This is a genomic window from Yoonia sp. TsM2_T14_4, assembly GCF_049602355.1.
In the GTDB taxonomy this organism is placed as follows: Bacteria; Pseudomonadota; Alphaproteobacteria; order Rhodobacterales; family Rhodobacteraceae; genus Yoonia; species Yoonia vestfoldensis_A.
Genome location: NZ_CP187137.1, coordinates 1,988,876 through 2,009,108 on the forward strand (window position 1 = coordinate 1,988,876; position 20,233 = coordinate 2,009,108).

General features: G+C 55.0%; 16 protein-coding genes. 8 read left to right on the forward strand and 8 right to left on the reverse strand.

Annotated elements, in window-relative coordinates; translation table 11 throughout:
* Positions 1-231 precede the first annotated feature (231 nt).
* The 7 genes from ACPF9B_RS09845 to ACPF9B_RS09875 all read right to left on the reverse strand — a co-directional run bounded on the left by ACPF9B_RS09845 (position 232) and on the right by ACPF9B_RS09875 (position 9,773).
* Entirely contained in the window at positions 232-3,036 is a 2,805-nt protein-coding gene (locus ACPF9B_RS09845) for a beta strand repeat-containing protein (protein ID WP_424177083.1), read from the reverse strand.
* 250 nt (positions 3,037-3,286) lie between these two features.
* Complete coding sequence (locus ACPF9B_RS09850) at positions 3,287-4,597, reverse strand: HlyD family type I secretion periplasmic adaptor subunit (RefSeq protein WP_007203998.1); 1,311 nt, start codon at positions 4,595-4,597, stop codon at positions 3,287-3,289.
* 19 nt (positions 4,598-4,616) lie between these two features.
* Positions 4,617-6,821 carry a type I secretion system permease/ATPase gene (locus ACPF9B_RS09855; protein ID WP_424177085.1) on the reverse strand — a complete coding sequence of 735 codons (2,205 nt, stop codon included), beginning with the start codon at positions 6,819-6,821 and terminating at the stop codon, positions 4,617-4,619.
* 79 nt (positions 6,822-6,900) lie between these two features.
* Positions 6,901-8,337: a TolC family protein gene (locus ACPF9B_RS09860; RefSeq protein ID WP_424177087.1), complete on the reverse strand. Its 1,437-nt coding sequence runs from the start codon at positions 8,335-8,337 to the stop codon at positions 6,901-6,903.
* The gene (locus tag ACPF9B_RS09865) at positions 8,334-8,699 is read right to left on the reverse strand and encodes a hypothetical protein (protein WP_007203995.1); all 366 of its coding nucleotides are present in this window, start codon (positions 8,697-8,699) and stop codon (positions 8,334-8,336) included. The genes ACPF9B_RS09860 and ACPF9B_RS09865 overlap by 4 nt, the downstream gene beginning before the upstream one ends.
* 9 nt (positions 8,700-8,708) lie before the next feature.
* The gene (locus tag ACPF9B_RS09870) at positions 8,709-9,185 is read right to left on the reverse strand and encodes a hypothetical protein (RefSeq protein ID WP_007203994.1); all 477 of its coding nucleotides are present in this window, start codon (positions 9,183-9,185) and stop codon (positions 8,709-8,711) included.
* A gap of 396 nt (positions 9,186-9,581) precedes the next feature.
* Positions 9,582-9,773, reverse strand: a complete 192-nt coding sequence (locus ACPF9B_RS09875; protein ID WP_007203993.1) for a hypothetical protein — start codon at positions 9,771-9,773, stop codon at positions 9,582-9,584.
* 380 nt (positions 9,774-10,153) lie between these two features.
* Between ACPF9B_RS09875 and ACPF9B_RS09880 the strand changes: the two genes are divergently transcribed.
* From ACPF9B_RS09880 to ACPF9B_RS09890, 3 genes are all read left to right on the forward strand, one after another.
* On the forward strand, positions 10,154-11,914 hold the full coding sequence (locus tag ACPF9B_RS09880; RefSeq protein ID WP_424177090.1) for a chloride channel protein: 1,761 nt from the start codon (positions 10,154-10,156) through the stop codon (positions 11,912-11,914).
* Positions 11,901-12,911, forward strand: coding sequence for an extracellular solute-binding protein (locus tag ACPF9B_RS09885; RefSeq protein WP_424177092.1), 1,011 nt, complete (start codon positions 11,901-11,903; stop codon positions 12,909-12,911). Before ACPF9B_RS09880 ends, ACPF9B_RS09885 begins: the two co-directional genes overlap by 14 nt.
* Before the next feature lie 424 nt (positions 12,912-13,335).
* Positions 13,336-14,022: a GntR family transcriptional regulator gene (locus ACPF9B_RS09890; RefSeq protein ID WP_007203989.1), complete on the forward strand. Its 687-nt coding sequence runs from the start codon at positions 13,336-13,338 to the stop codon at positions 14,020-14,022.
* Here the strand turns inward: ACPF9B_RS09890 and ACPF9B_RS09895 are convergent.
* The gene (locus ACPF9B_RS09895) at positions 14,014-15,333 is read right to left on the reverse strand and encodes an amidohydrolase family protein (protein ID WP_242601223.1); all 1,320 of its coding nucleotides are present in this window, start codon (positions 15,331-15,333) and stop codon (positions 14,014-14,016) included. The genes ACPF9B_RS09890 and ACPF9B_RS09895 overlap by 9 nt on opposite strands.
* A gap of 181 nt (positions 15,334-15,514) precedes the next feature.
* On the opposite strand from ACPF9B_RS09895, the gene ACPF9B_RS09900 reads away from it, so the two are divergent.
* The 5 genes from ACPF9B_RS09900 to ACPF9B_RS09920 are packed head-to-tail and all read left to right on the forward strand — an operon-like array spanning position 15,515 to position 20,168.
* Positions 15,515-16,567: an extracellular solute-binding protein gene (locus ACPF9B_RS09900; protein WP_040482705.1), complete on the forward strand. Its 1,053-nt coding sequence runs from the start codon at positions 15,515-15,517 to the stop codon at positions 16,565-16,567.
* Between the two features lie 4 nt (positions 16,568-16,571).
* Positions 16,572-17,666, forward strand: a complete 1,095-nt coding sequence (locus ACPF9B_RS09905) for an ABC transporter ATP-binding protein (protein ID WP_424177096.1) — start codon at positions 16,572-16,574, stop codon at positions 17,664-17,666.
* Positions 17,663-18,493, forward strand: a complete 831-nt coding sequence (locus ACPF9B_RS09910; protein ID WP_424177098.1) for an ABC transporter permease — start codon at positions 17,663-17,665, stop codon at positions 18,491-18,493. The genes ACPF9B_RS09905 and ACPF9B_RS09910 overlap by 4 nt, the downstream gene beginning before the upstream one ends.
* Positions 18,490-19,290, forward strand: coding sequence for an ABC transporter permease (locus ACPF9B_RS09915; protein WP_007203984.1), 801 nt, complete (start codon positions 18,490-18,492; stop codon positions 19,288-19,290). The genes ACPF9B_RS09910 and ACPF9B_RS09915 overlap by 4 nt, the downstream gene beginning before the upstream one ends.
* Positions 19,287-20,168, forward strand: coding sequence for a polysaccharide deacetylase family protein (locus tag ACPF9B_RS09920; protein WP_424177100.1), 882 nt, complete (start codon positions 19,287-19,289; stop codon positions 20,166-20,168). The genes ACPF9B_RS09915 and ACPF9B_RS09920 overlap by 4 nt, the downstream gene beginning before the upstream one ends.
* The last annotated feature ends 65 nt before the right edge of the window (positions 20,169-20,233 follow it).

Here is a 20,233-nt window from a genome sequence, read left to right on the forward strand (position 1 = left end):
TTACTCAGAGAAGGACCAGAACTCCGAAGCACCGGGCCCAATGGGTGTATCAGCAAATCAATGCTCAGTGGCGCCGGCAGCTCAAACACCAAATATGATGCTTGGTAAGATTGGTGTTTGAGGGTAGGTGCCTGCCCCCGAAGGGGCAGGTATTGTCCTGATTATGCAAAACCATCACAACATCGTCTCAAGAGCTAATGAGCAGTGGGGTTTTACTTTTACAGAATTTACTTAAGCAACAATATCTGTAGCTACAAGGTCGCCTGCAGTCTGCAAACCAATCAAAGCAATGATTTGATCAGCCGTTCCGTCAAGGTCGTAATCTACAAACAAAAGTCCATCACCCGCGTTGGGTGCAATATCGCTAGCGTCGGTGATATCGTTCGTGAACACATATTGTACTGTGCCATCCAGAAGGATATCCGCGGCGGTTAACGCTGCCGCGCCATTCGCATATGTTGTAGTGTCAGCAGAAAAATTAGCATTGCTACCTGCGACTCCCAAACTCAACTCATCTGTTCCAGTAACAAAAGCAGCTATGCTATCAATGACAGTTAGGCTCCCGTCTCCGTCCGCAAACACAAACGTATTATCGCCAAGTCCACCGTCCATTGTGTCAGCACCCTCGCCACCGGTGATGGTGTCATCACCCGTACCGGTAGTGATGGTGTCATCACCCTCTGAGCCGACAATCGTGAAATCATCTGCTGCTGTCACGTAGCCGATATTCAGACCAAGCGCTGCTTCTGAAATGCTGTCAGAGATCGTCAGTGAAGAACCGTCGAACGATGTGGTTCCATCAGCAAGTTCAACACCGAGCAACGCCGAAGCAGTACCAGCTGCTGCCGAGGACAGAATTTCGATCGATGCACCATCCAACAACTCTGAGTCGACCACAGCACCAGCAGTGGTAAAGGCATTCGCAGTAAATACAGCGGCGTCCGCCGTAGCCAACTCAATTTCACTTACACCAGTTATCGTCAAAGTGTAACCGGTTAGGTCAGCGTCAGCCGCCAAAATCAAGCGGTTAGTTCCAGCACCCAATGCGATAGTGATATCAGCCGCATCAGCAGCATCGCCGTCCATCGTGATCGTGTCGTCACCAGCACCGGTCGTGATGCTGATTTCAGCAGCGGCCAAGGCAGTACCCAGCGTAATTTCATTGTCGCCAGCGCCCAGCTCCAGAGTTACCTCACCCGAAGTGATGCCAGTTGCCGAGACCACGTCGTCACCCGCACCACTTGTAACATCGAGAGTACCGGAAGTAAGCAAGTTCGCAGTAATCGTATTGTCACCTGCGCCCGTGATAACAGCCAGACTACCAGCACCGCTGATGGCGGCTGCAGCGGTCACCGTATTGTCGCCATCACCCAATATTGCTGTTGCTGTACCAGTGGTTGTAGCAAACGTAACCGTATCGTCACCATCTTGACCGACGTAGGCGCTGTCCGTTGTCGTACCAGCAAAAGTGACATCGTTATCGCCCACCGCACCCTCAATCGTCAACTCTTCGTCTGAGGTTTGTGTAGTAAGAGTGAAGTCGCCTTCAATGGCGCTTGCGTCGATTATCGATGCGTCAGCGGCAGAGACAAGCACCTCAACGTCAGCGTCAGAGCTGGTGATTACAAACACGGTATCGTCAGCGCTATTACCTTGCAGGTCTGCGATGGTAAAGTCGGTCGTATCATCAAAGTCATCGTTTGCGTCGATAACGATATTGACAGTCTCAACTTCTTGATCAGCAATATCGAAAATAAGAGCTTGAGCTTGCTCATCTTCCAGCGTGATCGTTACGCTGTCAGCGGATGAGTCGTCATCGGCGGTAATTTGGAAAGTCACATCGTCTGCGACAACGCCAACATCCTGAAGCACAAACGATTGACCGCTTGCTATGGTCAGAACGGCGACGGCGGCTGCTCCTGTTGTAGAGATAATGTTATCTGCGTCGACCAAGGAGAAGTCAGCTGTAGCGAGTGCTACGTCGAGTTCGACATCACCATCTGTGTTGGTGATGATCAGACCATCCAGATCAGCGACTTCGTCGATGACCAGAGTCACCGTACCATCCCCACCAACGGTCAGCTCTTCATACACAGAAGCAGCCGCGATTGTGACGGTGATGTCTTCATCCGAATCAATGGTCACAACTGAGTCCGTAGCGCCGGTGACTGTGACGTCCGCGTCTACACCCAAAATTAACGCGGCAGTGTCAAAAGTACCGTCATCAAGGGATACGGTATCGGCCAACAGTGCCGTGAGTACGACATCGTCGCCACCGTCGATCGAGATAGTCGTAGCAGCACCTGCCACCACAGTAATTACGCCATCCGCGGCGGTGGTAGCGCCGATATCGATTTCATCAGCCAGTGTGGAGGTCACGGTTGCATCTTCGATGCCATCGATGGTTAGCGTGCCAGTTACACCAGCACCGGTTACGATGTTGTTCTCTCCAACATCGGTGAGGTTGACGTTACCGAGGTATCCGCTCTTCGTTGAGGTAATGGCAACCGTAGCGCCTGAAACATTCGACAGGTCGATGTCAGGCGTAGAGACGGAATTCCAGTCGATGTTGATATTCTCAACATTGGTGACATCCATTACTGCCGGGTCCGCTGTAGCGGTGATGTTCAAAACATCGTCATCTGTGGTCGATCCGTCAATAATCCTGTCGTCAGCAGACAAAGTTGAAGTCGTTGCCGTAAACGTATCGTCCCCACCAGTTGTGCCTATGAACGTATCATCATCTGTAGTGAGCGTGAAGGTTTGGCCCACAACCGTCGTATCGGTGTCAGTGTCAGTATCAGTATCAGTATCAGTATCAGTGCTCGTCGTCGTGCTGTCGTCATTACACGCAGCCAGCGAGACGGCCATCAGTGTGAAACCAGCGCCCTTGGCAGTGCGCTGTGTTGTTTTCGCTTCCCAAGCTTTCATCAGCTTGGCAACAGCGGCATTCTTTGGCGTGGTTGCGGTTGCATCCACGGGCACCAGACGTTGTACATCATCCGTGATGAAGTCTGTCGAAACGATCTTGTTCATTTTTGGTCCTTTTTTACCGATGTTGTTAAGGGCTTCGCAAACTCGCCCCCAATCGCGTATCGGTTTAGATGCAAAAATGGGGGACATCTTTACCTTTATTTATAAACACTTTTTGACGTTGATGGCTTGGCATCGGGTCTTGCCGCGCACTGCAGGATAGGGCGCGGGGCAGCATGAAGCCCTGCGCCCCACCCTGCCCCGAAACCCCAAAAATATGGTGTTTTTGACCAAATTTTACCCGCGGATCGCGTTAATCGCGCAGCGCCAGTTCCTGTATCTTTGCCACCGGCTGCCAGATATATTCCAGCACCGTCCGCTTGCCTGAAAGCACATCTACGGTGGCTGTCATACCGGGGATAAGTGTCACAATTTCGCCACTATCTACGCGCAATTCACCCTCGATTGCGACCTCGACCAAATAGCTGCTGGCAGCATTGGGGTTCTGTTCGTCAGCAACCGCATCGGGGCTGATCTCGATCACCCGCCCCGCGACAGAACCGTATTTCGACGAATCATAAGCAGAAAGCCTGATCCGCACATCATCATCCAGGCGGATACGCGAAATATCCTGCGGCATGATCCGGGCCTCGACCACCAGGGCTTCACCGGTCGGGACCAGTTCCAACATCACGTCACCGGTCGCGACAAAGCCACCGGGCGTGCGGAAATTCAGGCGGCTGACGATACCTTCCATCGGGGCGCGGATGATGGTCCGGCTGACCCGTTCTTCCAATTTGGGCAATGCCTCGCGCAGTTCGCTTTGCTCGGCGACGACATCGTTCAACTCGTCCATGGCACGCAGGGTATAATTGTCGCGGGCGTTCGCGATCTCGGCCTCTAATTCGGCCATGCCTGACCCAGCCTGAGCAATGGACACCGCCGCGCGTTCACCATCCCCGCGCGCCTGTTCCATCTGCCGGCGCAGCTCAAGCAAGCGCGTCGCAGGCACGATGTTATCGCGCACCAGCGGCTCGACCAATTCGATTTCCTCTTGCAACAGCGCCACCGTGCGTTCGGCAGTGCCAGATACATTTTCAGCGGCAACAAGATCTTGCGACCGCTGCTGCAACCGCTGTTCGAGGACCGCGATCCGCCCGGCAAGCTCTGCGCGGCGCGCGGCGAACAGGGATTGTTCGGTCAATGTGACAAGCGGGGACATCGCGCTGACATGGTTGGGCGGGTCAAATTCAGAGCCTTCAATCTCGGCACGCAGCCGAGATTCCTTGACGTCTAAGCCCGTCAGGCGCTGGTTCAGCCGGTTCAATTCGCTGCTTGAATCAATAGGATCAATTTCAAACAGAATTTCATCGGCAGCGACAATCGTGTTCTCGGACACAAAACGACGCAGAATAACGCCCCCTTCTGCGGCTTGAACAAGTTGGTTTTGGACGGATGAAATAACGCGACCTTCGCCGCGCGTGACATTGTCGATTTCAGCCCAATTGGCCCAGATGCCGATGGAAACTACCAGCACGACGATCGTCGCCAAGATCGTTGATCCCGACAGCCCCTCACGGCCAGCCATGTCGCGCGATAGTGCTTTGAAGTTGATTGATGACATCTAATGCATCCCGCCTGTGCTATGATCTAATTCTGTCGGGTGTCGTGTCGGCAACAATACTGCCCCGATCAACAACCAAAACACGGTCAGCCAATTCAAGTAGCGAATTGCGATGCGTCACCATGATAACGGTCCGGTCGCCGGACCACCGCTTTAACCGTTCAACCACGCCTTTTTCGGTAACGGTATCCATGGAACTGGTTGGTTCATCCAGCACCACCACTGCCGGATCATGCAGCAATGCGCGCGCAAGATTGATCGACTGGCGTTGACCACCTGACAGCCCTTCGCCGCGTTCCTTCAATTCCATCTCATAGCCGCGTGGATCGCTTGCGACAAAATCATCGACACCAGATATTTTTGCGATCTCTAGAATATGCGCATCGTCATATTCGTAAAATCCCATCTGAAGATTTTCTTTGATTGTGCCTGAAAATAGCCATGTGTCTTGCAGCATGATGCCAAGATTACGGCGAAGATCAGATTTATCAATTTGCCGGACATCGACACCATCAATCAGCACCGCGCCTTCACTGGGCACAATCAAGCCAGAAATCAGCCGCGACACGGTCGATTTACCAGACCCCATCCGCCCAACAATTGCCACCTTTTCGCCAGCTTCGATTTTCAGCGAAAGATTCTTGATGATCGGGTTATTCGAACCCGGGAAAGAATAGCTCACATCCCGCAGCTCCACACTCCCAGACATCTTGGGGCGGCTCAGGCGCTGCACCGTGTCGTCAGGGTCGTCTTTGCTTGACGCCATTACGCTTGAAAGCGAACGATAGGCCTCGAGAGCGCCATTCGCGCGCGACATCGCGGCCGCCAACTGTGACAATGGCGCGAGCGTCCGGCCACCCAAAATGACGGCCGCAATCATGGCCCCCATTGTGATTACGCCATCCTGAATTAGAAATACGCCATAAAAAATCGTCGCAATCTGAGCAAATTGCTGGATAGACGCCGCCGAATTGATGGCAAACTGCGACAACATTCTGCTTTTCAGTCCAAGCTCGGATTGGGCGTCTGCGGCTTCTTCGAACCTGCGGCGCATCAAGCGGCCAGATCCAGTCGCCTGCACAGTTTCTAGCCCGTTCAGTGTTTCGACCAGAACACTCTGTTTTGACATGTTGCTCTGCATGGCATTTTTTGTGTTCAACGCCAGAAAGGGTTGAATGACCAAGCCCGACAAGATCACCAACGGAACCGCAATCAGCGGAACGATTGCCAATGGTCCAGCGATCAGTGAAATGATCCAGATGAAGAAGAAAATGAACGGAATATCTACAACAGCAATCAAGGTCGCCGATGTAAAAAATTCGCGCAAAGTATCAAATTCCCTGACAATACTGGCCATTGCACCAGCTTTTTGTTTTCTATGATCCAGTTTCATATTCAGGATCTTGTCAAAGATCAGCCGCAACATCCGCGAGTCAGCACGCTTTCCAGCGCGATCCACGAACTGCGATCGGAGCGTTTTAATAATAAAATCAAAACCAAGCGCCAGCATAACCCCAATCGTCAACGCAATCAGAGATTCAATCGCTTGGTTTGGAACGACGCGATCATAAACAACCATGATGAAAAGGGATGTGGACAGGCCAAGAAAGTTTGTCAGCGCAGCCGCAATGATCACCTGTCCATAAAGCCATTTACCTTGCAAAAAGGACCCAAAAAACCAGTCGTTCTTGCCCTTTGGCTTTACGCTGACATGCATTTTTCGGCACAATACGAAATGCGGCTGCAACAGACCGGCACGGTCAGATTTTTGGATACGTTCAACCGTCTGGCTCATGTCTTTATTAAAGCGGACGATTTCTATTACGCCGTCTTTTTCCACAGACGTGATAACGACAGCCTGGTCGCCATGCGTGAATCCGATCGCCGGGCAATGGTTTTGCTTCAGCGCAGTAACCGGCATTTCACCAAAGTTCGCTTCGAAATTCAGATGTTGAAACGCGGAGACCGCTGCCCGAGGGCCAAAAACGTCGCTTGATAATTCTGCTAGATCGCGGACCGCGGCAGTTGAAAAACTAAACCCTGTTTTCGCAAGAATGAACTTAACAGCAAGAATTAACGACATTTCGTCAAAACTTTGCGCCGTTTCAACATCAGGGGCGCCAGCCACATCTGGCGTATCTGCGCCGTTCGCGCGCGATTCGACCTGATGATCGGCTTGATCAGCGTCTTCCGTTTCTTGTTGATTGGATTGAAAACCTTGCATTAGAAAATTCTTTCTTTTGGTCTTGCTTCGTCGACTTCAGATTGCTGGGCTTGCCTGGACACTACCTTGGCAGGATTATTTATGAATCCGCATCAAGCAAACCGATCTGGCGCGCCAACAGGCCCAGGCGCGCGCCGGTGGTGAGAAAGAGAATTTCCCGCTCGGCCCGCATCGTAACGAGCTGATCGCGCACACGATATAGCTCGATCTCAGCGTCAATGAGCTGGCTTAGACCTGTTTGACCGGTGGCAAGTTGCGACTGTAATGTTTCGATCCGTTCTGCGGCCAGCGCCTCACGTTGTGTCACGACCGGCAAGCTGCGTTCAATTGCATCAAGCCGTGCAACTGAAATGTTCAATTCTGTTTCAAACGCTTGTTTGCTTGCTGTGAATTGTGCCTCTGATCTTTGCATTTGGGCCGTTGCGGATTCCAACTGCGATTGTCGGCGGCCGCCATCACCGATGACGTATTCCACGACCACGCCCAGCGATCCGTTGGCATCGTCTTGTTGATCGACCGGCGAACGCAGCCCGGCTTGCAACCTGATGCGGGGTTCAAATCCTGCCTCGGCCCTTGCAACTGCGCTGCGTGCGACAATTAATTCTGCTGCGCTCAATTGCAATTCGGGCGCCTGTCTTGGGGTGCTCGCTGCCGCCATGATGTCAGTTGCAGTGAGCACATTTTCAGGCAAGCGTAACCGAGCTGGAGACGTGTTGAATAATCTCTCAAATCTCAGTTCTGCATCTTGAAGATCAGCCTGAATATTAAGGTCGACCATTTCAAATTCTAAACGCTCGCGCGTCGCGCTATCGACAACGGAGCGGTCAACCATTCCATTTGCAGCCATACGTTCAATTTGGCCGACAAGTTCGTTCAACTTTGTCAGGCGTGACGCAAGTAATTCTGCGCGAGATTGATGTTTCCACACGTCAACCCATGCCTGGGATGCACGAGATGCAACATCATTTCCGCGGACCATGCGGTCGGCTTCCGCAATCAAAACCTCGGCGTTCGCCCGGTTGATATTAGCAGTCGTTTCGCCGCCATCATAAATCAGTTGCGATAAGTTGACGCCGGCAATAGCGCCCTTCTCGACATCCCCATTGTTGCTGGACGCATCTTGAATCAGGCCGGCATTGAGGCTGCTTGATATCTGTGGGCGTGTGCCGCTTGATGCGACCTCTACCTGGGCTTTCGCAGCTATTTCAGCCGCCAGCGCGGCACGATACAATTCGTTCTGCGATACTGCCAAAAGAAGCGCGGCCTCGAACTGCGCAAATGGCAGCGGAGCAGCAGCCGTCGCCTCCACATCTTGGCTGTCCAACAAAATTTGTTCGTCAATCACGACGCGCATCGTCGCGATGTCATCAGGCGATTGCCCGCAACTGGCCAAAGCCGTCGAAATCGCCAAGGCATTCAGCAAATTCAGCCGGTGGCTGCAAAGATGCATTCGAGACATGCCCCGCTTTGGATTTTCTGACTTTACTTCGAGGTGCAATTTTTTAAAGCTGATCATTTTTCATCTCTTGGGGCGAATTGGTTTATTTTGATATGGAAGTATTGGAAGTAATCTTTCAATTCTTCAGTTACCTTATCACTCAATGTCAGCATCCGGCGGCTCTTCTTTTCGCCCTGCCGCGATATTATGGTTCCCTCGGCAACGCGATCCTTGATAAAATTCCGAACCGTTACACGATTGACTTGCATTGTAGCAATATTGTCGAGATAGTCCTCTATCCCGATTTCTTGGTTATTTTCGTTGATCGCGATCAAAAGCATAAGCTCCCAATACTCTGGGTACTTTATGAATACTTTCAATGACTTTGTCGCTGCCAGATACCTAAGACGTTCCAGCTCTTTTTCGATGGGGCTTTTCATTTCTCAACGTTATGCTTGGCGCAAAAGCGTTAGGCTGGACTTTGTATCCGCCGACAAGATCGTTGATATTCTCATTTCCTTCGATTCATCAGGTATCTGGCATAAAGTGACACCAGAGTAATTTACGCGTTGCGCGTCTCCTCTTATTCCAAGGATCGGCAGCAACTGATCGACAAGCTCTTGCGACGGCTGTAGCAATACCTCTGATTGCTTTTTGCCTTTTCGTTCGATCAACAGCCCCTGCTTTCGCAATTCCGCGATACGTTTGATCATTCCAGACCGCGTCGTATAGCGCGACTTTACGCGATCCAATGTCGCGTAAAGCGGCAACCCCGGCTCTCCCTGCTCGAGCAGGAGCAGGATAAATTCATAGACGCCCAGGTTGGCTGACGCACGCAATGTATGATCCACAGCACCCATCGCCCGAACATAGGCGATTTCGCGGATCACTGATTGTTTTGAGGGATCATTTTGAATGCTACTCATAGCTTTAGTCGCACCTTCTATATTGAGGAATTATAACCGCGCGAACGAATCTATGCACTAAACTTGCTGGGTATTTGCGATATTTGTAATCAAACATAAACAACGTTTTTTTTGGACAAAAAGTATCTGTACTTATCGTTCTGTTACTTTAAGGGCAAATAAAAGCGTATCTTTAGATATTATATCTATCTTTTAGACATAATATCATCGTTAGAGATTTATTGATGCCCAGCTAATCGGTCTGGCATCACTTAATGGCTTTGATCTGCCTTTAGCCAATGTCGCGACAGCGGCCGCGCTTTCGCTGGGCGCGGTCGCCGCACAATATTGGACTAAGGTGGTTTGGCAGGCTTGTTTGACGTGGGCAACCGCCCAGCGACACAAGGGCGCCCTTTGTCAGGCTATCGGTTTTCCAAGCGCTTCTGCTTCGCTTTCGTGGCGTGCCTTGCGCAGCCGGGCCATCTTGTCTTCGCGATGCTTTGTTTCCGCGTCCTTGATTTGTTTGACGGCGCGGGTCGTTTTATCCATCGTGGTTTCTGATTTGGCTTGTGCTGTCGTGAAACCGCTCAAATTCGTGTTCTTGGCCATGGCTCTCGTCTCCTTCAAATATTTTCGGGATCGTGCTGGATAAGTATCGAATGATCGGATCGCTAGTGGCGTTGTGCCGCTGACGCATGTGTTGGTATGTCAGCGCGCGACGGTGTCCGCGCCAACGCTGGCTGCGTCTCGCTAATGGCTGATAGCGCAACGATATCTATTTGTCCAATTTGGTGCAGAAACATGCTTTGGCGCTGCTGCAATAGAACCGTGGCGTCGCTGCTTTTGCCACGACAGCGATTTCACCACATGACATTTCGAAATCCCAATCGCGCTGATCCAGGGGCCATGATGGAATTGGCGCAACCCAAATAGCACCGTCTTGGCACGTTTTCTGCAGACAAAATTGTAGATAATTCGGGAGATGATAGATGGCGCATGTGCCCGACACTCCGTCCAGCGTCTTGGGCGTGACGCCATTCATGATGGTTCGGCGTATCGTCACCGTGTTGACGGTGGGGTTGGTCATTGGTGCGGTCACTGCCATTGCCGCAATTGCCTTTGTCGAAGCAGTTCTGTGGCTCAATGATCTGCTGCTGGTCAGTTCCTATGCCAAAGTACAATCGGGGCTGTCGCCCACGGTTCTGCTGGCGATCACGCTTGGTGTGCCGATGTGTGGTGGGGCGCTGGTCAGCTTCATCGTGTTCCGTCTGGCACCCATCCACAGGCCTGCAGGCCCTGCCGATGCCATCCGCGCCGTGCAACTTCAGACGTCAATGCCCGATACCCGTTCCGGCCTGCTGGTGACGCTCGGGGCGCTGGGGTCGCTCGGGGTCGGGGCTTCGGTCGGACAATATGGCCCGATGGTGTTTTTCGGCGCTGTGATTGGCGGGCTAGTAGAGAAGTTAAAGCTCGCCGTGCCCAACATCAACGCCATTGCCATCGCCTGTGGGGTAGCTGCGGCCATCTCAGCCGCGTTCAACGCCCCCATCGCAGGGCTTGTCTTTGCCCATGAGGCGATCTTGCGCCATTACTCGATGCAGGCCTTCGCGCCTGTCACGATTGCATCGACCGTGGGTTATGTCGTCGCCAACGTGCTTTTCGAGCGAGCACCAGTGTTTGTCGTGCAAACCGGGGTAAGCCTACATGTGCCGGAATTCGCGATTTTCGCCTTGATGGGTCTGCTCAGCGGCGTGGTGTCGATCGTTTATATGCGCACCTTGCTGGCCGGGGCGCGGATCGGCGGGCGCATCGCCTTGCCGCCCGAGGCACGCGGCGCCATCGCCGGTCTTGCCGTGGGCCTGTGCGCGTTATGGCTGCCCGAGATTACCGGGCTGGGGCAATACACGCTGCGCTTTGCCACCATCCAAGGCGCCTTTGGCGCTTCGGAGATGGCGATGATCCTTGTGGGCAAGATCGTGCTTACGGCGATCTGCCTTGGCATGGGGTTTGTCGGAGGCGTGTTCAGCCCGGCGTTGATTGTGGGCTCCATGCTGGGCGGGCTTGTCTGGACGGGGCTGACGGCATTGGGCATGGAAGGGCTTGCCGCGTTTCCGGTTTATGTCATCTGCGCCATGATGGCCGTGACAAGCCCGGTCATCGGGGCGCCGCTCACCGCCATTCTGATCGTGTTTGAACTCACCCGCAGCTATGAGCTGGCTATTGCCTCGATGGTGGTCGTCGTTTTCTCGAATGTCGTGGCCTTCCGGTTCTTTGGGCGCTCGCTGTTTGACATGCAGCTTTTCCTGCGCGGCTGCGACCTGTCGCAAGGTCGAGCCGAGGCGCAATTATCCGTGCTCGCGGTGCGTGACTATGCCGTTGTCGAGGCGCCGATTTTTGATGTCAGCCTGGGCCAAGATGCAGTGCGCGCCGAATTGGACGCCCACGGCTGGAGCGAGGGCTACGCCATCGACGCCAATGGGTTGTTTCGCGGCTATCTTCGCATCGTTGACCTTGGTGAAGGCTCACCAGCGCCTGTGTCCGATATCCTGCGCCCAGCGCAGTTGATGTTCGATGCCGACACAAGCGTACGCGACGCCATGCGCCTGCTCAAGGATTTCGTTGGCGATGCGATCCCCATTGTCGACCGCGACAGCCAGCACTTGGTGGGAGTTGTCACCGAAGCCGCGATCGTGCGTGCCTATCTCGATATTGTTGCCAAACTCAGGAACGAAGAAAATGCCGGTCTTTGAGCCCATCCGCACAGCCGCAACAGCCCTGTCCAAAGCGTTAGGCGCCTGGGTCCTTTTGGGCTCGCTTTGCGGGTCGGCGCTCGCTCAGTCGCCTCTTGTGCTGGCTACCCCCGACGATAACCCTGCTCGGAACGCGCGGCTTTCGCTTCTTCAGTCGTCCGAAGTGCGTGTCGTCCCCGATCCAGCCAGAGCGACAGGGACGGGCATCGTGGCACTCGACGGGGCCAAGGCTGCGATTGCGCAGGCCGTTTTGGCCGGTTGGGATATCATCGCGCTTGACGAGGCTTCCGAAATCGCGGCCTGCGGTGCCGGTGTGCTGCAAAAAGCCCCCACGAGCGAAACCACCACAGCTGACATATCAACGCGATTTGCCCGGCGGCCAGGCCAAGGCGGCGCAAAAAGCGGTTGCGCGCTCACTTATGATACCCGCTTCGAGGCGCTAGCCTACCGTCTTGATGCCTTTGTGCTTTCGCCGCCATCAACAGGGCTTGCGGTATTTGATACGGCGTCGTTTCCCGGCCCTCGTGCGGTCGTGTGGCCGCCACGCGCGCTGCTTGAATGGGCAATCCTCGCACAAGGCGTGCCCGAAGTTCAGGTCTATGACATCCTGTCTTCTGCGCGCGGCATGCAGATCGCGCGCGCAGCAATTCTTGACATCGCCCCCAGCATCATCTGGGTCGACAGCGACGCCGAGGCTGCCCAGCTTCTCGCCACAGGACAGGTGACGATGGCAGTGGCGGGCGAGGCGGACCTTGCTGTGACAGCGGGTATCGCCGTCGTGGTGCAGGCTGGAAAAATCGGTCAGCGAAGATCATGGATCCAACTGCCAAGCGGGGCAGCATCGTCGCCAACGCTGCGTCCCGCAGATGGCATTGTTGCCGCGCTTGCCGGTGACCAAAGCACCTATGTTCCGGCGCTTTGGCGCGACGCTGCGTGGTACGCGCAGGCTGGTGCGCATGTGGCTATCGGCCTTGCCGGACTAGGCCCTGAAAAATAGGCTAGCAACAAGCGTTGTTGTGTGGTGCTGGCGTTTTCACAGGGCAGCGGCCTCGTTTTTCTGGCAGGCCTTTTCGGGACGCGCAGGTGTATCTTCAGGTTTCTCGGTTTTTGCTGTGATGACCGTGACGGCAAGGGTGGTCTGGTCGGTCGCCGACAAGCGCGCAAAGCAGGGCCAGCGGCTGCGGCGCGGTCAGTCGAGACGTCCATCTTGTGTGACCGCAGTGCAGGACGAAACTGCCGATCGCTGCGTACACCCGTGCATCAGCAACATTGAATGGCGGGGCATCTGACTTGGGCATCGCTCAACGCAGAAAAAGGGAATGAAGGTCCGCGCGCATGATGTGTTACGCATCATGAAACGAGTTGGGTCTTTTGATGTATGGGGTGAACGTCTAATGTCGACCAAAGGACAGGATGAAACCATGGACACACCACCGCCACGAAGCGCACCAAATGGTGACGTGACTGCAGTTGCTCAGTGGGTGGCCGATATCTTGCGTGACCGCATTATCAGGGGCGTCCTACCTGCTGGCGCACGGATCGTTGAGCGCAAGCTCTCGGCGGAACTGGATGTTTCGCGGACACCCATCCGTGAAGCACTCAAACTGCTTCACGCAGACAACCTGATTGATATCTCGCGTCACAAGGGTGCGCAGGTAACAGAATTCTTGGCGCAGGAAGCCCTGGAACTCTTCGACGTGATTGCATCATTGGAAAGTCTGGCCGCAGAGCGTTTGGCCGAAAGAATAACCAAAGAGCAACTTGCTACCTTTGAGGATTTACATGCAGCCATGCTGACCCATTATCAGGCGGGTGAAGCTGATGCCTATTTTGACTTAAATTCTGAAATTCATGACGCCATTCTTGCAGCCTGCGGCAATATCATCCTGCAGAACCTGCATACAAAGATGATGGCGCGGGCGCGTCGAGGACGCTTTATGGCAATTATGAACCCCGATCGCCTGAAGTCTGCAGTTGAAGAGCATGAACAGCTTATGGCTGCCCTCCGCACCCAAAATGCAGATGCAGCGCGCCAAATATGGCGTAAGCACCTTTTAAACACAGGTCAGAGCGTGACGGATGTCTTGCGCAGTCAAGCCCTAGGCTGAGGCGCGCTTCCATAGATTTTCGGCGACCTTCTGTGCGTCTCGTATGACGGTATCCATATCGACACGCGTTGGCATGCGATCTTTCACCAGCCATTCACCTGCGACCATCACATCGGTCACATTCGCAGCCGATCCCGAATGCACGACAATCCCGTAGCCATCGATGACAGGCCGCAGGTTGGGCGCGTTGGGATCAAGCAAGATCAGATCGGCGGGCGATCCCACCGAAAGCGTCCCCGACGCCGCATGCCCCTTCAATGCCCGCGCCGCGTCCACTGTTCCCCAGCCAAAGACGGTTTTCGCATCAAGGACAAATTCCATATCTGCGCGCCACCGCGCCGCCGCGATGGCCATGCGCATTGCCTCGAACATATCGGCGGATTTTGTGTCGGTGCATAAGGTTATTTTTGCGCCGGCCTCCCGCAGCGCGATAACAGGTGCGGCAGCGCCAAATGCTGCGTTTCCAATCGGGGCGTGGTTGATCACGACACCGGCCTTGCCAATCCGACGGATGTCGGCCTCGTCCAGAAAGATACAATGGGCCGCGACCAGATCAGGCGACAAAAGACCCACATCTTCCAGTAATTCTGCAGGCGACAGCCCCTCGCGGGATCTGACCTGTGCGACCTCCATCTTGGATTGCGCAAGATGTGTGTGAACCTGCTTGCCCGTCTTCGCGGACAGATCAGCAAAGGTGTGCAGCATCTGCCGCGAACAGGTGTCTGGGGCATGGGGGGCAAGGATCGTGCTGATGCGATCATTGCCCTTGGCATCCCATGTGTCGATCAGATCAAGCGCCGCACGCAATGTGGCCTCTCCCAACTTTGGATCGTGTAGAAAACGACCGTTTGCCAAGCTTGCGGTGTCCGCATCCATCACCCTGCCGCCGATCATGGCGCGCAGTCCAAAGGCCTCTGCTGCGCGGGCAAGCGCATCGGGCATCCGGTAATAATCGACGATTGTCGTCGCCCCCGCACAAAGCATTTCCATCACGCCGAGCCTTGCAAGGATCTGCGTTTCCTCCGAAGACAGCCAATGCCCCTGTGGCACGCCCGGCGTATAGGCCGGGGCAAATCCCAAATCCTCGACCATGCCACGCACGCTCATCAATGGGGAATGGTTGTGCGTGTTGATCAATCCGGGCAGACACATCGCCCCTTTGCCATCAATCACGGTTTCACCAGGATTGGGTGCCGCGCCGCGCGCGGCGATGATGCCATCTCGAATTGTGAGCGACCCGTTCGAAACGAATCCCTCTGTCGGGCACAAAAGTGCAACATTGTACAAATGGCATGCCATCCGAATTTTCATTCTGCTTACTCCTTAAGCATCGGGGCGCAAATGCTGCGGGTCATTCGGTCATCTGCGCGCAACAGCAAGAATTCGGTCTGTTTTCATCGCTATCCATCACCGGACAGGACCATGGTGTCAAATGGAATGCCATTTTGATCCGCCGAAAGAGTGGACCCACCCTGACAGAGGAAGAACAACGATGACACATATTATGGAACGGGGCCTGACCCGTCGAAAGCTTCTCCGAAATTCCGCGATGGCGGCCGTCGGAACGTTTGCCGCGCCCTCGATCCTGCGCGCACAATCAAGTGAACTGGTGATCGGCTGCGCGGGATCTCACACCGCGTGGATGGAGGCCCTCGTCACCCCTCACATGAAAGCCTCCATCGGCGCCGACATCATTTTCGAAGGCACGAAATCTTCCGTGAACCTAGAGAAGATGTCGTCCAACAAAGATGCACCTTATCTTTCTGTCGTGCAGATGGATGATCCGGTGATGATCCAGGCGGTCGAGGCCGATTTGCTGGTGCCGATCACGCCAGACGCCGTTCCGAACATGACCGATCTGCGCCCTGACGCCACGCATATGGACGGGATGTGGTGCAACTATGTGCAGCCTTGGGCGGGCGTCGCCTATAACACCAACATGACCAACGGTGTGTCATCCTGGGCCGCACTTTGGGATCCTGCAAATGCCGGGCGGGTCGTCATTCCGTCGCTGCAAAACACAGAAGGCATGTGGACCTTGATGTCAGCTGCGATGCTGGGATCGGGCTTGCCCTTCGTCGACGCGCAGTACGAAATCGACGCAGCTTTCGCCAAGCTCGAAGAGTTGAAGCCCAATCTGCTGACCGTCTATTCCACAATGAGCCAAGCGTTCAACCTGCTGGAACAGGGCGAAATTTCGATGCTGTCGGGTAATTTCTCTTCCTACACCCTGCCCCGCAAAGCCGAAGGCGTGCCAGTTGATCTTGCAGCCCCCGCCGAAGGTATCTTTGCAATGCCATCAGGGATTTGTCTGGTCAAAGGTGGCCCAAACCCGGAACTGGCGCAGGCCTATGTCAACGAAATGCTTGGCCCGGTGATGCAGGCGGCCATTGCTGATTTCGCCTCGTCTGTCCCGGCAAATACAACGGTAACTGCGGGTGCAATCATTCCGGACGGCGTGCCAATTTATTCGCCGGATTGGAGCTTTGTTGCAGCAAATCGCGCCGCATGGATCGACAGGTTCGACAAGCTGATGGCGATTTAAGCATATGTTTGCCCAGGCCACGGAGCAGCGTCCGCCGGCGCACCGCTATCTTGATGTGGTGGGTGCCGCCAAATCCTTCAAAGGCACCGTGGTCATGGACAACATGAACTTTCGGGTGGCCAAAGGCGAGCTTGTCTCGCTTCTTGGCCCCTCGGGCTGCGGCAAGACCACATTGCTGCGCATCATCGCGGGCCTTCTGGAGGCAGATACCGGCGATATCATTTTGGGCGGGCGCAACGTGTCGTCGCTTCCCGCGCACAAGCGCAACATCTCTGTTGTGTTTCAAAACTACGCTTTGTTTCCACATCTGACCGTTGCCGAAAACGTAGCCTTTGGCCTGCGCGCACGCGGCATGTCAAAATCGGATGTCAAAGCACCCGTAGCCGAGGCTTTGGCACTTGTCCGCATGGACACCTTTGCGGATCGCCCGGTGTCAGCCCTGTCGGGTGGCCAGCAACAGCGCGTTGCCGTCGCGCGTGCGCTTGTCGTTTCACCAGATCTGTTGCTGCTTGATGAACCCTTTTCCGCGCTTGACCGAAAACTGCGTGAGACCATGCAGATCGAATTGAAGGCGCTGCTGCGCAGCCGGGGTATTACCGCAATTTTCGTCACCCATGATCAGGAAGAGGCGATGGGCGTCTCTGACCGGATCGCGGTCATGAACAGCGGTCGAATAGAACAATTCGCAGACCCTTCGACACTTTATGCGCAGCCTGCCTCACCTTTCGTCATGGATTTTGTGGGGCTATCAACACGCCTGACGGGCCATGTCATCGCACAGGCCGATGGCATCGCCACAGTCAAAACGCACGTGGGCAAAGTGCGTGCAAATTCCCAGCTTGTGGTTGGAACACCAGTACAAGTGGGCGTGCGACCCGAACTGATCACCCCCGATCCCAGCACAGAAATGAACCAGATCAACGTGCAGCTGGATGATGTCATGACGCTCGGGTCCAAAACCGTGCTGCACGGGGTGACAACAGGCGCGGATAAATTCCTGTGTGAATTGCCCGGCATTCGGACTGGCTATGCACGTGGCGAAACCGTCACTTGGGGCTGGGCAGTCGCAGATACGCTGATCCATGAGGTGCCCGCATGATCGCACGTTCCAACCGGATCGCGCTTTTGGCTGTGCCGGGATTGGCGTTCTTGGCCATTATCTATGCGCTACCTCTTGTGATGCTGTTGTTCAAAAGCATTCAAGGCGCCGAAGGGCTGACCCTGGTCACCTACATCGACTTCTTCAGGGACGAATTCAACCAGACCGTCCTGTGGCGCACCTTGCGCGTGGCCCTTTTGACCACCCTTCTTGCATTGGTGATAGCCTACCCCACAGCCTTTGCGATGGCGCGCGCGAAAGGCATTTGGCTGACAGTCTTCATGGTGGCGCTTGTCCTGCCGATGTCGTTGGGTGTGATCGTCAAGGCCTTTGCCTGGTCGATCCTTTTCCGGTCGAACGGATTTCTAAATACCACATTGCAGGCTATCGGAATGACTGATGGGCCTGTCCGCATGCTGTTCACGGAAACAGCCCTGATTATCGGCGCGGCGAACGTCTTTCTGCCTTTTATGGTGCTGCCGATCTATTCAGTGCTCCGCCAACTGAACAGCTCGCTTCCCGAAGCCGCCTCTTCCTTGGGCGCCACACCTTGGTTTCGGTTTACCCGCGTGACCTTGCCGCTGAGCCTGCCGGGCGTCGTTGCAGGATCGGCCTTCACATTCTCATTGGCAATTTCGATGTATGTGATCCCGTCCCTGATCGTCGGCGAACGACAGCAGACGTTATCGATGCTGATCGCCCGGTCATTCTTGTACCTGCGCAATGAACCACTGGGGTCTACGATTTCTGCGGTCCTGCTTGCGATTGCCATCTTCGTGGTCTTGTTCTCTAGCTGGCTTGCTGGCCGTTTGGGGGCGCGACAATGACCCAGACGGACCGCATCACGATCTTCTTTGCCTGGGCGGTTGGCATTGGATGCATCATTTTTCTGATGCTGCCCATCGTCATCACGGTTGCCACCTCTTTTACGTCATCGTCAGTCTACACCTTGCCACCGCCTGAATGGTCGCTGCGGTGGTACAGGTCGCTAGAGCGACGCAGCGGGCTGTGGGAGGCGGTGCAGCTTTCCCTCAACCTTGCCTTCATTTCGACAGCAATTTCGATGGTCTTAGGGACCATGGCTGCCATCGCCGTGGCCCGAGGCGAGTTTCGCGGCAAGCAAGCGATTGCGACTTTCACGGTCTCTCCGCTGATGATGCCCGGGCTTGTCGTGGGCGTGGCCATGCTCCAATTTTTCCGAGAGATCGGCCTGCGTGACGCCTATTGGTCGCTGCTGCTGGCGCATGTCGTGATCACCCTGCCCTTCGTGATGCGCACGCTGCTGGCATCAATGGGGGCATTCGATTTCTCGCTCATTGATGCCGCGCGCACACTTGGCATGAGCTATCCGCGCGCGATCCTCAAGGTGCTGATCCCAAACCTTGCACCCGCCTATCTGACCGGTGGTCTGTTCGCCTTTCTGGCGTCGATGGACAACTACCCGATCTCCATTTTTCTGACCGATGCCCGCAACAAGACGCTTCCCATCAAGATGCTGCAATATCTGGAAGAACAGCCAGACCCATCGCTTGCGGCGATGTCGTCTGGGCTGATCTTGATGGCGATTATCGTGCTGGTCGTGGCGTCGCGCACCGTTGGCCTGAACAGGATGATTGAAACATGACCGAACGCCGCGATTTCAAAGGTTATTTTGGCGCTGAACCGCCGCCCAACTGGCCACAGGGCGCGCGGCTTGCGGTATCGCTTGTCGTCAACGTGGAAGAAGGTGCCGAACTGTCCATCGCCGATGGCGACGAGCGCAATGAAAACACCTATGAAATCCGTGAAGAGGTCGTGGGATACCCCGACCCCTGCATGGAAACGCATTTCACCTATGGCACGCGTCAGGGCTATGCGCGCATCGCAAAGGCCTTTGAAACCTACGGTGCAAAGGCCACATTTTCCACCTGCGGCCGCGCCGCCGAAAGATCGCCTTGGTTATTGCAAGATGTGGTGTCGCGCGGGCACGAAGTGTCCTGTCATGGATGGCGCTGGGAGCGGCAGGCCGAAATGGCGCGCGCGGACGAGGCGGCGATGATCGCGCGCACCCATGCGGCCATTGAAACGGCCTGCGGCGTCGCCCCTGTCGGGTGGCACACGCGCTCGGCACCATCAGTGAACACGCGCGATTTACTGCTCGAGCACGGCGGCTTTGCCTACGACAGCGATGTTTATGATGACGATATCCCCCGGATGCATGACGCGACCCACGTCATCCTGCCTTATGCATTCGACACCAATGACATGCGGTTTTCACCGGGCGGTGGCTTTGTTCAACACAGCGACTTTTCCAACTATGTGATCGGCGCATTCGACCGGCTTTACGCCGAGGGCGCCGGAGCGGTGCGGATCATGTCGATCGGCCTGCATTTGCGGCTGATTGGCAGACCGGGCCGGATCAAAGGGCTCGAAGATGTCCTCGCGCATATCACCGGCAAACCAGACGTTTGGATCGCGCCCAGACGCGAGATTGCCGCCCATTGGAAGGTGCATGCGCAATGATTTTGCACACAGCACGCCATTTCGGAAGGGTCAAATGCCGCACCAGCCCAGAGCTGTCAGATACC